General features: G+C 69.6%; 14 protein-coding genes and 1 pseudogene. 4 read left to right on the top strand and 11 right to left on the bottom strand.

Annotation, left to right across the window (positions count from 1 at the left end; translation table 11 throughout):
- Positions 1-288 precede the first annotated feature (288 nt).
- Positions 289-993, bottom strand: a complete 705-nt coding sequence (gene lexA, locus AC1DZ6_RS08060; protein ID WP_477096674.1) for a transcriptional repressor LexA — start codon at positions 991-993, stop codon at positions 289-291.
- A 253-nt stretch (positions 994-1,246) separates the two neighbouring features.
- Here lexA and AC1DZ6_RS08055 point away from each other — a divergent pair, with 253 nt between their 5' ends.
- Positions 1,247-1,846, top strand: coding sequence for a methyltransferase family protein (locus AC1DZ6_RS08055; RefSeq protein ID WP_477096673.1), 600 nt, complete (start codon positions 1,247-1,249; stop codon positions 1,844-1,846).
- Positions 1,847-2,011: 165 nt separating this feature from the next.
- Here AC1DZ6_RS08055 and AC1DZ6_RS08050 read toward each other — a convergent pair whose 3' ends face one another.
- From AC1DZ6_RS08050 to AC1DZ6_RS08020, 7 genes are all read right to left on the bottom strand, one after another.
- The gene (locus AC1DZ6_RS08050) at positions 2,012-2,155 is read right to left on the bottom strand and encodes a hypothetical protein (protein ID WP_477096672.1); all 144 of its coding nucleotides are present in this window, start codon (positions 2,153-2,155) and stop codon (positions 2,012-2,014) included.
- A gap of 127 nt (positions 2,156-2,282) precedes the next feature.
- Complete coding sequence (locus tag AC1DZ6_RS08045; RefSeq protein ID WP_477096671.1) at positions 2,283-2,840, bottom strand: fasciclin domain-containing protein; 558 nt, start codon at positions 2,838-2,840, stop codon at positions 2,283-2,285.
- 96 nt (positions 2,841-2,936) lie between these two features.
- Complete coding sequence (locus AC1DZ6_RS08040; protein ID WP_477096670.1) at positions 2,937-3,677, bottom strand: anti-sigma factor; 741 nt, start codon at positions 3,675-3,677, stop codon at positions 2,937-2,939.
- Entirely contained in the window at positions 3,674-4,231 is a 558-nt protein-coding gene (locus tag AC1DZ6_RS08035; RefSeq protein WP_477096669.1) for a sigma-70 family RNA polymerase sigma factor, read from the bottom strand. Before AC1DZ6_RS08035 ends, AC1DZ6_RS08040 begins: the two co-directional genes overlap by 4 nt.
- 94 nt (positions 4,232-4,325) lie before the next feature.
- Positions 4,326-5,114: an indole-3-glycerol phosphate synthase TrpC gene (trpC, locus tag AC1DZ6_RS08030; RefSeq protein WP_477096668.1), complete on the bottom strand. Its 789-nt coding sequence runs from the start codon at positions 5,112-5,114 to the stop codon at positions 4,326-4,328.
- A complete protein-coding gene (gene trpD / locus AC1DZ6_RS08025) occupies positions 5,111-6,139 on the bottom strand; it encodes an anthranilate phosphoribosyltransferase (RefSeq protein WP_477096667.1) in 1,029 nt (342 codons plus the stop codon). The genes trpC and trpD overlap by 4 nt, the downstream gene beginning before the upstream one ends.
- A gap of 3 nt (positions 6,140-6,142) precedes the next feature.
- Positions 6,143-6,739, bottom strand: coding sequence for an anthranilate synthase component II (locus AC1DZ6_RS08020; protein ID WP_477096666.1), 597 nt, complete (start codon positions 6,737-6,739; stop codon positions 6,143-6,145).
- Positions 6,740-6,877: 138 nt separating this feature from the next.
- On the opposite strand from AC1DZ6_RS08020, the gene AC1DZ6_RS08015 reads away from it, so the two are divergent.
- Positions 6,878-7,099, top strand: coding sequence for a hypothetical protein (locus tag AC1DZ6_RS08015; protein ID WP_477096675.1), 222 nt, complete (start codon positions 6,878-6,880; stop codon positions 7,097-7,099).
- 15 nt (positions 7,100-7,114) lie between these two features.
- Here the strand turns inward: AC1DZ6_RS08015 and trpE are convergent, their stop codons facing one another.
- Both trpE and AC1DZ6_RS08005 read right to left on the bottom strand, forming a co-directional pair.
- Positions 7,115-8,650 carry an anthranilate synthase component I gene (gene trpE, locus AC1DZ6_RS08010; protein ID WP_477096665.1) on the bottom strand — a complete coding sequence of 512 codons (1,536 nt, stop codon included), beginning with the start codon at positions 8,648-8,650 and terminating at the stop codon, positions 7,115-7,117.
- Complete coding sequence (locus tag AC1DZ6_RS08005) at positions 8,647-10,608, bottom strand: peptidylprolyl isomerase (RefSeq protein WP_477096664.1); 1,962 nt, start codon at positions 10,606-10,608, stop codon at positions 8,647-8,649. Before AC1DZ6_RS08005 ends, trpE begins: the two co-directional genes overlap by 4 nt.
- A gap of 171 nt (positions 10,609-10,779) precedes the next feature.
- Here AC1DZ6_RS08005 and tpiA point away from each other — a divergent pair, with 171 nt between their 5' ends.
- On the top strand, positions 10,780-11,541 hold the full coding sequence (gene tpiA, locus AC1DZ6_RS08000; RefSeq protein ID WP_477096663.1) for a triose-phosphate isomerase: 762 nt from the start codon (positions 10,780-10,782) through the stop codon (positions 11,539-11,541).
- Here tpiA and AC1DZ6_RS07995 read toward each other — a convergent pair.
- Entirely contained in the window at positions 11,538-11,795 is a 258-nt protein-coding gene (locus AC1DZ6_RS07995; RefSeq protein WP_477096662.1) for a hypothetical protein, read from the bottom strand. The genes tpiA and AC1DZ6_RS07995 overlap by 4 nt on opposite strands.
- A 545-nt stretch (positions 11,796-12,340) precedes the next feature.
- Between AC1DZ6_RS07995 and AC1DZ6_RS07990 the strand changes: the two are divergent.
- Positions 12,341-12,441 (top strand): annotated as a pseudogene (locus AC1DZ6_RS07990) (hypothetical protein); the annotation flags it as partial.

The following is a 12,441-nucleotide window of genomic DNA, read 5'->3' as shown; positions in this document are numbered from 1 at the left end:
GCGGAGGGGGAGGGCGACGGGGAGATCGAGATCCACCTGGGCGGCCTGGACGAGGTGGGCCAGTTCACGCCGCAGTACGAGGTCTGGGTCAAGCGCCGCGAGCCGTGGCTGCCGCCGCTGAACGTGCCGCAGTATGTGGAGAACCGGCCGGCGGGGATGGCGACGTAGTCGGCGGATACGAGGCTGGGACGGGTAGAGCTGAAACAGAAAGGCGCTGGGTCCGTCCAATCAGACTCAGCGCCTTATGATCTGGGTCCCGGCGTTCGCCGGGATGAGCGGATCAAAAATCTAGTGGTAACGCCGGATCAAGCCCACCAGCTTGCCCTGCACCTCGACCTGGTCGGGACCGAAGATGCGGGTCTCGTACTTGGGGTTGGCGGCTTCCAGGGCGATCGAGCCGCCCTTCTTGCGCAGGCGCTTGAGGGTGGCTTCCTCGCCGACCAGGGCCACGACGATCTCGCCGCTGTTGGCGGTGTCGCCCTTCTTGATGATCACGTAGTCGCCGTCGAGGATGCCGGCCTCGATCATCGAGTCGCCCTGCACCTCCAGCACATAGTGCTCGCCGGCGCCCAGCATGGTCTCGGGCACCGGCAGGCGCTCGCGTTCGTGCTGGATGGCGTCGATCGGCGTGCCGGCGGCGATGCGGCCGAGGATCGGCAGGTCGCGGGTGTTGTCGGCGGCCATCTGGGGCYGGGACGTCGACGGCGGCTGGCCGCCGCCTTCGAACACTTGCGGCTTGAACGTTCCGCGCCCCTTGGGCGGGGAGGCGGTCGTGGCCTGCTGCGGCAGCTTGACCACCTCCAGCGCCCGGGCCCGGTGGGCCAGGCGACGGATGAAGCCGCGTTCCTCCAGGGCCGTGATCAGCCGGTGGATGCCCGACTTGGACGCCAGGTCCAGCGCCTCCTTCATCTCGTCGAAGGAGGGGGAGACACCGGTCTCCTTGATCCGTTCATGGATGAACATCAGCAGCTCGTGCTGCTTGCGCGTAAGCATGTCCGGCCTCGCCAGTCGTCGCGGAACAAACCGCAAACCTCTGCAGATGTTCTCTAGGTGTTCTTCGTTGATGTCAAGTTAACGGTGTTCGCCGGCCGGACGGGCTAATTCTCCAGGAAATACAGGCCTCGGACGACGCTCGGCCGAGCCGGGTCTCGGATTCCGGGCGGCGCCGCGGGAATCAGGGGCGATTGACCGCGCATCCCGGACTGGCTGTACTGCCCGTGGGCCATGAGGCCTTGCGGGGGCGGGCATGGGACAGATCTGGCTGTTGAACGCGGGATGGCCGCGCGCCTTCTGGTTCAGCTACGCCGCCTTCGCGGTGTTCGAGGTCTGGGTCTGGCTGCGCGACCGGCGCGGCGCGAGCGGCCAGGACGCCGACCGGGGCAGCCTGCGGATCCTGGTGGCGATCATCGCCGCCGGAATCTTCGCGGCCTTCTTCGTCGCCTACAACCCCGCCACGGCCTTCGCCCTGCTGGACGCCTGGCGGGCCGAGACGCGGCTGGCGGCCCTGGTCTTGATCTGGACAGGCCTGACCCTGCGCCTGTGGGCGATCCTGACCCTGGGGGCCTTCTTCCGTCGCACGGTGCACCTGCAGGAGGGCCACAGGATGATCACCTCGGGGCCGTATCGGATCGTGCGCAATCCGGCCTATCTGGGCAGCCTGCTGACGTTGATCGGGGTGGGGCTGGGCCTGTGCAGCTGGCTTTCGGCCCTGGTCCTGGCGGCGTTTGGCCTGTTGGCGTTCGGTCAGCGGATCCGCGTGGAGGACGCGGCCCTGACCCGCCAGTTCGGCGACGAGCACGCCGCGTATCGCAAACGCAAGGCGGCGCTGATCCCGTTCGTATGGTAGGCGGCGCTCCACGCCGCGTTCAACGGCAAGGCCCTCTCCGCCCGGTACGCTGGCGGAGAGGGCCCCGGCGGCCCGCCGTTTGGGGGGACGGGGCGACGGGCGCGCGGCGGACGACGAACAGCCGAGGCCAAACGTCGGAACCGATGGCTGGCGGTGAGGGGAACGCTACGAGTCTTCCGGCGCCGGGCGATGCGGCGCGCCTTCCGCATGGGGGGCTGCCCGATCTCCCGCCGGGTGGTGGGCGGCGCCGCTGAAGGCGGCCGCCAACAGGCTGCTGGCCAGCAACGTCGCCGCGAGCATCCGCGCCATGAGACTTGTCCCTCCTCGCCGATCGAGAGCAGCTACGGGACCGCCGCGCCGACGGATGCGAGACGTTCGACGATTTTCTCGTCGGGTCGCGGCGGGCGAAGACGCGAGCCTTCGCCCTCCCGCCGGCCTAGGGCATCAGCACGGTGTCGACGACGTGGATCACGCCGTTGGACTGCATGACGTCGGCGATGGTGATCATCGCCGAGCCGCCCTTGGCGTCGGTGACCTTCCAGCCCATGCCGGCCTTGCTGACGGTCAGGGTCTCGCCCTGGACGGTCTTGAGCATCGCCTTGCCGCCATGCGCCATGGCGTTGGCCTTCAGGTCGGCGGCGGTCATCCGGCCCGCGACCACGTGGTAGGTCAGGATCTTGGTCAGGGCCGCCTTGTTCTCCGGCTTGACCAGGGTGTCGACCGTTCCGGCCGGCAGCTTGGCGAACGCCGCGTTGGTGGGGGCGAACACCGTGAAGGGACCCGGGCCCGACAGGGTGTCGACCAGGCCGGCGGCCTTGACCGCGGCCACCAGGGTGGTGTGGTCCTTGGAGTTCATCGCGTTGGCGACGATGGTCTTGGACGGATACATCGCCGCCCCGCCGACCGTCTTGGTGGCTTCGGCGAAGGCCGTGGGGGCCACGGCCGAGACGCCGAGCGCGGCCACGATCACGGCGGCGAGAACTGATTTCTTCATGGGCTTCCATCCTGTCTGATTGGGCCGATCGCTCGGTCGCAAGCAGGTACGGGAAGGGCCCATGGGCGGATGCGACCGCATGTCGCCGAGAACCCTTTAGGTGCGGATGAATTGCCCGGCGGCGCGGATGGAGCCCGTGGGCGCGCCGGTTGGAGAGCCGCCGGGCGGCTCGTCGGTGACCGCAAGGGTGGCGGTGAAGACGCCGTCGGCCTTGAGGCCCGCGGGCGCGGCCATCCGGGTCGGGACCGAGGCAGCGATCACGCCCAGCGAGATCGGCTTGCCGCCCTCGGGAATGATCCACAGCTCGGGATCGCGGCCCTCCGGCAGGGTCAGGGCCACGGGGGTCAGAACCAGCTGACCGTGGTCCGGGTCGAGGGTGGCCACCAGCCGCGCCTCGCGCGTGGCCGGATCGGCGATCACCGCCACCTGGTTCGGAGCCGGCGCGACGGCGACGGGCGGCGGGGCGACAGCGACCGGCGGCGGGGCGCGGTTCGGCAGCGCCACCACCACAAGGCAGGCGGCGGCCAGGGCCAGGGCGCCGGCGCTGATTCCGCGCCATACCCGCACATCGCGCCAGACCCCTTGGCTCGGCGGGGCGATCAGGTTCGAGATCCGGGGCCACAGCCCCGCGCTGGGCTCGACGGCCGCCACCTCGCCGACCAGGGGCGTCAGGCGTTGCTCCCACCAGTCCACGGCCTGGGCGAAGACGGCCTCGTCGGCGATCCGCCGGCCCACGACGGCGCGTTGGTCCGCATCGAGCACGCCCAGCACATATTCTCCGGCCAGGACGCGGTCGTCATCTTCGCCCGTGGGGCCGGTGGTCGGGGCGTCGGTCATGTTTCGAGACAGCCACGCAGGCTGATCAGGCTGCGCCGGATCCAGCTTTTCAGGGTGCCCAGCGGCATGGCCAGCCTCTGGCTCAGCGCTTCGTACGTCACGCCTTCGAAAAAGGCGGTGCGCACGGCCCCGGCGTGGCGTGGATCCAGCTGATCCAGGCACTCGGCCAGCCGCGCATGGTCCTCATCGGTCTCGACCACGGTGGAGGCCAGCGGGGCCGGATCGGCCAGGGCCTCGGCTTCCGCGACGTCGGCGACGACCCGGTCGCCGCGCGCCCGCAGGCGGTCGATGGCGCGGTTGCGCGTCAGGACGGCCAGCCAGGTGATCGGGCTGGCGCGCTCCGGATCGAAGCCCCCCGCCTTACGCCAAACCGTCAGATAGACGTCCTGCAACACGTCCTCGGCCTCCTGCCTGTCGTGCAAGATACGGAGGCAGACGCCAAACAGTTTCGCCGAGGTGTGGCGATAGACGTAACGCAGGGCGTCGGCGTCCTGCTGCGCCACGCGGGCCAGGGCTCGCGACAACAGCGCACGGTTCGTGTTTGCGTCGATCAAGGTCGCCCTTCCCGGCGTGCGTCCGGGGCCGACCGTGTCATGGCCCTCGCGGCGAGGCAACATGGGTCGGCGCGCCTTCGCGAGCCGTAAGAGCCTAGCCCAGCAGCGCCCGCGTCGCGGCGGTCACATCCGCTTGGCGCATCAGGCTTTCACCGACCAGCATGGCCTTGGCGCCGGCCGCCTCCATTCGCACCGCGTCGGCGGCGACGAACAGGCCGCTTTCGGTGACCAGCAGGGCGTCCTTGGGCGCCTGGGCGGCCAGGCGCTCGGTGACGGCCAGGTCGACCACGAAGCTCTTGAGGTCGCGGTTATTGATGCCGACCAGGGTCGAGCCCAGCTGGCCGGCGCGGTCCATCTCGGCCTCGTCATGCACCTCGACCAGGGCGTCCATGCCCAGGCGCGCGGCTTCGCTCATCAGGTCGGCGGCCAGGGCGTCGTCGATCATCGCCAGGATCACCAGGATGGCGTCGGCGCCCAGGGCGCGGCTTTCGGCCACCTGCCAGGGGTCGACCAGGAAGTCCTTGCGGATGCAGGGCAGGGCGACCGCCGCGCGGGCGTCGATCAGATAGCCGTCGGCGCCCTGGAAGCTGGGGCCGTCGGTCAGCACCGACAGGCAGCTCGCGCCACCGGCCGCGTAGTTGCGAGCCAGAGCCGGCGGGTCGAAATCGGCGSGGATCAGCCCCTTGGACGGCGAGGCCTTCTTGATCTCGGCGATCAGGGCCAGCTTGCCGGGCGCGTGGTCGGCCTCCAGCGCGGCCTTGAAGCCGCGCGGGCCGTTGGCGGCCTTGGCGGCGTTGTCGACCTGGGCGAACGAGCGCCGACGCTTACGATCCGCCACGTCCTCGCGCTTGTAGGCGGCGATCTTGGCGAGGATGTCGGTCATGCGTTCACGGTTTCACTGTTGGTGGCGGCGACCAGGCCGGCGAGCGCCGTCTTGGCGCGGCCGTCGTCGAGCACCGCGCCGGCCAGCTCGACGCCCTCGCGCAAGGTCTCGACCTTGTCGGCCACCAGGAAGGCGGCGGCGGCGTTGAGCATGACGATGTCGCGATAGGCGCTCCTCGTCCCGTCCAGCAGGGCGGTCAGGGCGGCGGCGTTGTAGGCGGGGTCGCCGCCGGTGATGTCGGCCAGGGCGGCGCGGGGCAGGCCCACGGCTTCCGGGGTGATCGTGAACAGCCGCAGGGACCCGTCGCGCCATTCGGCGACCTCGGTCTCGCCGGTGGTGGTCAGCTCGTCCATGCCGGCCCCGTGCACCGACCAGGYGCGCTCGGCCCCCAGCGCGCCCAGGGCCTTGGCCACCGGCTCGACGAAGCGATGGGCCGAGACGCCCACCACCTGGCGCTTGGCGCCGGCCGGATTGGTCAGCGGGCCCAGCAGGTTGAAGATGGTGCGGAAGCCCAGCTGCTGGCGGATCGGCGAGACGTGCTTCATCGCCCCGTGGTGCGACTGGGCGAACAGGAAGCAGATGCCGGCGGTGTCCAGCGCGTGGCGCTGCTGGGTCAGGCTGGCGTCGATATTGACCCCCATCGCGGCCAGGACGTCGGCGGTGCCCGACTTGCTGGTGATCGCCCGGTTGCCGTGCTTGGCCACCTTGAGGCCGCCCCCGGCCGCGACGAAGCCCACAGCGGTGGAGATGTTCAGGGTGTGCAGGCCGTCGCCGCCGGTGCCGCAGACGTCGATGACGTCATAGGGATGGTCCAGGTGGATGGCGGCGCGGCGCATAGCGCGGGCGCAGGCGGTGATCTCGCCGACCGTCTCGCCGCGCAGGCGCATGGCGGTGACCGCCGCGGCCACCTGGGCCGGGCTGGGCTCGCCGCGCAGGCAGGCGGAGAAGAAGATCTCGGCGTCGTCCTCGTCCAGGGTCTGGCCGTCGGCCAGCTTGGCCAGCAGGGGCTTGAAGGCGTCCGACATCGGTTAGACCCAGATCGCCGCGTCGCGCTGAACCTTGGCCAGGTCCAGGAAGTTGGCCAGCAGCTGGTGGCCGCCTTCGGTGGCGATCGACTCGGGGTGGAACTGCACGCCGTAGACCGGGCGGGTCTTGTGCTGCACGCCCATGATCTCGCCGTCCTCGGTCCAGGCGGTGATCTCCAGGTCGTCGGGCAGGGTGGCCTTGTCGACCGCCAGGCTGTGATAGCGGGTGGCGATGAACGGGTTGGGCAGGCCTTTGAAGACGCCCTGGTCGTTGTGGAAGATCTTGCTGGTCTTGCCGTGCATGACTTCCTTGGCGCGGATCACGTCGCCGCCATAGGCCTGGCCGATGGCCTGGTGGCCCAGGCAGACGCCCAGGATCGCCAGGTCGTCGGGCGCGCCGCGCAGCAGCGGCAGGCAGATGCCGGCCTGGTCGGGGGCCTTGGGGCCGGGCGACAGCAGCACCGCCTGCGGACGAAGACCCAGGGCTTCCTGCACCGACAGGTCGTCGTTGCGATGCACGACCGTCTCGGCTCCAAGCTCGTTCAGATAGTGGACGAGGTTGTAGGTGAAGCTGTCGTAGTTATCGATGACCAGGATCATGACGCCGCCTTTCCAGGTTCAGCCTTCTAGTGCGGTTTCGACAAAATGTTGAAACTTTCGCGCCGAGATTTTCTAGCGAAGCCCCCAGTGCGAAAGCGCCGCATTGCTTCGATGTGGGCGTCGGGCATGCTGAGCGCCATGAACCCCGCTGATTCCGCGCTCGACACCGCCGCCCTGGCCTATGCCCGGGCCTTGCTGCGCAAGCCCATGCGCCGGCAGAAGATGGGACCGGTCCTGGCCGCCGCCGCCTTCGCGGCGCTCAGCGCGGTGACCTTCGCCGCGGTGATGATCATCGCCCCGCCGGCGGTCGTCCAGCATCTGCCGTCCGACCGCATGGGCGAGAGCATCGACGCGCGCTAGGCCAAGCGTCCCCCTCTAAGCGAAGCGCCAAGCCTCTTCCGCCGCGCGCTTCAGGGCCCGCGACTTGTGCAGGGTCTCGTCGTACTCGGCGTCAGCGTCGCTGTCGGCCACGACGCCGCCGCCGGCCTGGACGTACATCATGCCGTCCTTGACCAGGGCCGTGCGCAACACGATGCAGGTGTCCACCGAGCCGTCGGCGCCGATATAGCCGACCGCGCCGGCGTAGCCGACGCCGCGCTTCTCGATCTCCAGCTCGTCGATGATCTCCATGGCCCGCACCTTGGGCGCGCCCGAAAGCGTGCCGGCGGGCAGGGCGGCCATCAGCACGTCGACGGGATCCACGCCGTCGGGGGCGTCGCCCTCGACGTTGGAGACGATGTGCATCACGTGGCTGTAGCGCTCGATCTTGAAGCTATCGGTGACGCGGACGTTGGCGTGCTTGCCCTTGGTCGCCGGGTCGTTGCTGCCGGCGTGCTTGAGCATGGCCACGCGGCCGACGTCGTTGCGGCCCAGGTCCAGCAGCATCAGGTGCTCGGACCGCTCCTTGGGATCGGCCAGCAGCTCCTTCTCCAGCGCCAGGTCCTGCTCGGGCGTGGCGCCGCGGGGACGGGTGCCGGCGATCGGGCGGATGGTGATCTTGCCGTCGCGCAGCCGCACCAGGATCTCAGGCGACGAGCCGACCAGCTCGAAGCCGTCCAGATCCAGGAAATACAGGAACGGCGACGGGTTGGTCCGGCGCAGCGAGCGGTAGAGGGCGAACGGCTCCAGCGGGAAGGGCGCGCGGAAGCGGTGGCTGGGCACCACCTGGAAGATGTCGCCGGCCCGGATGTACTCCTTGGCCTTCTCGACAACGACCGCGTAGTCCTCGCGGCTGACCGGGGTGGTGAACTCGGCCTGGCCGTGGCTCTGGCGTGGCGCGTGCTGGGTCAGGGGACCGCGCAGGTCGGCCATCACCGTCTCGATCCGGCCCTGGGCGGCGGCATAGGCGTCAGCGGCCGACACGCCGGCCTGGGGCCGGGCGGTGGTGACCAGGATGATCTCCTGGGCGATGGCGTCGAACACGGCCACGATCGACGGCCGGGTCATGATGCCGTCCGGAAGGCCCAGGCTGTCGGGATTGATGTCGGGCAGGCGCTCGGCCAGGCGGACCATGTCGTAGCCCAGGGCTCCGAACACGCCGGCCGACGGCGGCGGCAGGCCGGCAGGCATCTCGATCCGCGAGGCGGCGATCAGGTCGCGCAGACTGTCCAGCGCGCCGCCCGCCTGGGGCGTGAAGCGGCCGGCGGCGATGTCGTCGCCTTCCGCGATCTCGGCCTGGTCGCCGCGACAGCGCCAGACGAGGTCCGGCTTCATCGCCACGATCGAATAGCGCCCGCGCCAGGCGCCGCCCTCGACGCTTTCGAACAGGAAGGCGTACGGCCGCCCGTGACCGATCTTCAGATAGGCCGAGACCGGGGTCTCCAGATCGTCGATCAGTCGGGTCCAGACCACCTGCGGGCGGCCGGACTCGTAGGCGGCGGTAAAGGCGTCGAGCGCGGGCTCCAGGCTCATTGCGCCTTCGCCTTAGGCTTGGCCGGGGCCTTGCCGTCTTCGGCGGGCAGGGTGCTGGTGTCGACGCCGATGGCCTGACGGGCCAGGGTCAGGTTGACCTTGGTCTTCAGCTGGGTCTTGGCCGCGTCCTGGGCCGACAGGCCGACGTCGCGGAACAGGCCCTGCGAGGCTTGCGGACGCATGGCCTCGGTGATCTGAGCCATCTGCTCCGGCGAACCGGGATGGACCTTCTCGACCACGGCGACCAGGTAGCCGCCCTGCGGGCCGCGGGTGACGAACGGCGCGCCGGGCTTGGCGCCGAAGGTTCCCATCAGCAGGTCGCGGCCCAGGGCCTGGAACTGGCGGGCGTTCTGGCGGGTGATGTTGGGAACGCGCTGCACCTTGGTCTGGGCCGTGGCGGCGACCGCCTCCAGCGACTCGCCCTTCTTGACCCGCGCGCTCAGTTCGTCGGCCTTGGCCTTCATCCGGACCAGCAGTTGATCGAGCATCCATTGCTGGGCCAGGGGCTCGCGGATCTCGGCCAGCGGCGGCATGGCCGAGGGGATGACCTTCTCGACGCGGACGGCGAAGTATTCGCCCTTGCCGACCTCGATCAGCTCGCTCTCGCCCCCCGAGGGCAGTTCGAAGGCGGTCTTCAGGGCGTCGGGGGTGAGGCCGGCGGCCGGCTGGCCGTTCTGGTCGGCGCCGTTGGCGGCGATCGGCTGGGTGGTGAACACCGGGGCGTTGGCCTTGGTCGCCGCATCGATCAGGTTGGCGCCGCCGTCGTGGGCGTCCTGGTAGGTCTGGGTCTGCTCATAGGCCTTGGCCTGGGCGGCCTGGGCCTTCAGCTCGGCCTCGATGGCCGGGCGCTGCGATTCCAGGCTGGGCATGGCGGCCGGATTGACCGCGACCAGCTTGACCACCGAGACGCCGAGATCGCCGTTGATCGGGGCGCTGACCTGGCCGGGCGCCAGGGTGAACACCGCGTCGGCCACCTTGCGGTCGGGCAGGGCGGACTTCGGCTTGGAGTCGATCATCACCGGCTGCTTGCCGTAGGCGCTGGCGACGATGGCCGGCTGGTCGCCCTTGGCCAGGCGCTGGGCGATCACCGCGGCGGCCTTGGCGTCGGGGGCGACGATCTGGACGAACGAACGGGTTTCGGCCGTGCCCAGCGTGTCCTTGCGGAAGTTGTAGGTCTTGACGATGTCGGCCTCGGGCACGGTGACCGAGCCTTCCAGGGCCTTGGCGCTGAAGCGGGCCACCGACAGGATCCGCGTCTCGGGGCGGGTCAGCTGGGCGGCGTGCTCCTTCATGAAGGTCTGGAGCTGGGCGTCGGTCGGCGCGCCCGGCCGTTCGACGGTCGCGGGATTGATCGCGAAGGCGGCCAGGTCGCGGCCTTCCAGGCCGTAGGCGGCCTGCATGGCGGTATAGATGCGCGGCGCGTGGAGGCCGGCGGCGACGGCGCTGAACAGATGGGTCTGGGCGATGTCGTCCCGCAGCGAGGCTTCGTAGCGGGCCGGGGTCAGCTCGTTCTGGGCCAGCAGGCGCTGGTACATCACCGCGTCGAACTTGCCGGTGATGGGATCGAACGGGCGCTGGCCGGGCGGCAGGCCGGCCAGTTGTTCGCGCAGGGTGTCGCCCACCAGCTTGTCGGACGGGCGCACGCCGATCTTGCGGACCAGCTCGGCCAGGGATTCCTGCAGGGCCAGTTGGGTCAGCATCTTGCGATCGACGCCCTGTTGGACGGCGACGTCCGGCGTGATGATCTGGCCTTCGGCCTGCTGGCGCTTACGGTAGTTCTCGAACTGCGCCTTGAAGTCCTCCGGCGACATGTTCCGCGACCCGGCCGCGATCACCCACTTGCCGGGGGGATGACGGAACACGTCGCTGATGCCGAACACCGCGAAGCTGACGATGAGCAGACCAAACAGAACCACCGCGAACGGGGATTTGGCGAAGGAGCGGAAGCCGGCGAGCATGACTGGGAGAAACCTTCCTCGAAAATCGCGTGGTTTCTCCGCAGGGCGACAGCCCGGGCGACGGAACGCACGCGAGTTGCGGGTATAGTAGAGCCGCGGGGGGCCGGGCAAGCGGCGGAGGGGCGTAAGCGGTCTTGACTTCCGCTTCGCCAGGGGTCCCAAACCGGCCCCATGACCTTTTCGCTGACCACGCCTCGGCCTTTGATCGCCGGAAACTGGAAGATGTTCGGCCTGGAAGCCTCGCTCGACGAGGCCCGCGCGGTGGCCGCGGCGCTGGCCGCCAAGCCGCCCGCCGCCCGCGTCGCCATCTGCCCGGCGGCCACCTTGCTGCACCGCATGGCCGAGTCCATGGCCGGCGAGGCGGTGATCGTCGGCGGCCAGGACTGCCACCCGGCCGCGTCTGGGCCGCACACCGGCGACATCTCGGCCGCCATGCTGGCCGACGCCGGCGCCAGGCTGGTGATTCTCGGCCACTCCGAACGCCGCGCCGCCTACGGCGAGAGCGACGCCCTGGTCTCGGCCAAGGTCGAGGCCGCCCTGGCCGCGGGCCTGGAGCCGATCGTCTGTTTCGGCGAAACCCTGGTCCAGCGCGACGCGGGCCAGGCCGAGGCGGTGGTCACCGGCATGGCGCGGGGTTCGCTGCCCGCTTCGCTGGCGGGGCAGGCCTTCGCGGTGGCCTATGAGCCGGTCTGGGCCATCGGCACGGGCCGCACGCCGACCACGGCCGACATCGAACACATCCACGAGGCCCTGCGCGCGGTCCTGGTTGAGCGGTTCGGCGCGCACGGCGCGACCGTGCCCATTCTCTATGGCGGCTCGGTCAAGCCGAGCAACGCCGGCGAAATCCTGGCCATGCCCGAGGTCGGCGGCGCCCTGGTCGGCGGCGCCTCGCTGAAGGCGGCGGACTTCCTGGCGATCATCGAGGCGGCCTAGGAGGCTATCTGGACGATCGCCGCCTGCGGGGGCGGCGCGGTCCTGACAGGCCAGGCCCCGATCCGCTTGGCCACGTCGCTGGGTCCGGCGGCGTCCAGCGCCGCCTCGAAGGTGGCCAGGGCCGACAGCAGCGGGTTCCCGAAGAAGATGCCCGACCACTCGCCGCCCACGAATGCGGGGAGGCAAGCGTCCACGTCCCGTGCGGCCGCCTCGACATCGGCCGTCTTGTTGGCCAGCAGAGCCAGGTTCTGCATTGTCACCTTCACCCGCTGAATCGCCAAGGTCACCGTTCCGGCGACATCATCTGGAGTGGTTTCGACGGCGATCTTGCGGACCGCCTTGAGATGATCAGAGATGTGTTGAGAACTCGACATAATGGAACTCCTGACGCGGAAGGTATATTTCCGTCATTTCCTGATTTTGAAGATCGGTGAAAACCCTGATCTCAGTCGCCGCTTTTCCCTAACCCCAGGTTGTGGAAGCGTCGTTTTTCAGGATCGGGCGATCTGATAGCGCTCACATCTTCCGAAGGGGGCGGGGACATGCACTCACGGCAGTGCGTCGGCCAGTTTGCAGTGCGTTTAGTGTGAGTGCGTGTCCCCACCTTAGATCCGCTGAGTCTGGGTTTGCCTGGCGACGCCGCGAATGGCTTTGGGGACACGCACTCACCCTGCGGTCCGGGACGATTGAGAGGTCTTTCCGTGAGAGCGCGGCCCCGGGCTCACGCTATTTCGCGCTAGCGATCTGAAATCGCTGCCCTAAAACTTTAATCCCCTCACCCTTTCGGGGCGCCCGTATCCTGATCTCACCTCGACGCGGGGAAAGGGCGCATGGCCAGCGACCGATGCGGCGGCGGGGGGCGATCGAGCGGGAAGCTCTGTCGGCGATCTGGTCCGCGTG

It is taken from the genome of Caulobacter sp. P1_B12_2 (assembly GCF_056406675.1).
Note: the sequence above shows the minus strand (reverse complement) of the source record. Positions and strands in the feature narration are given on the sequence as shown.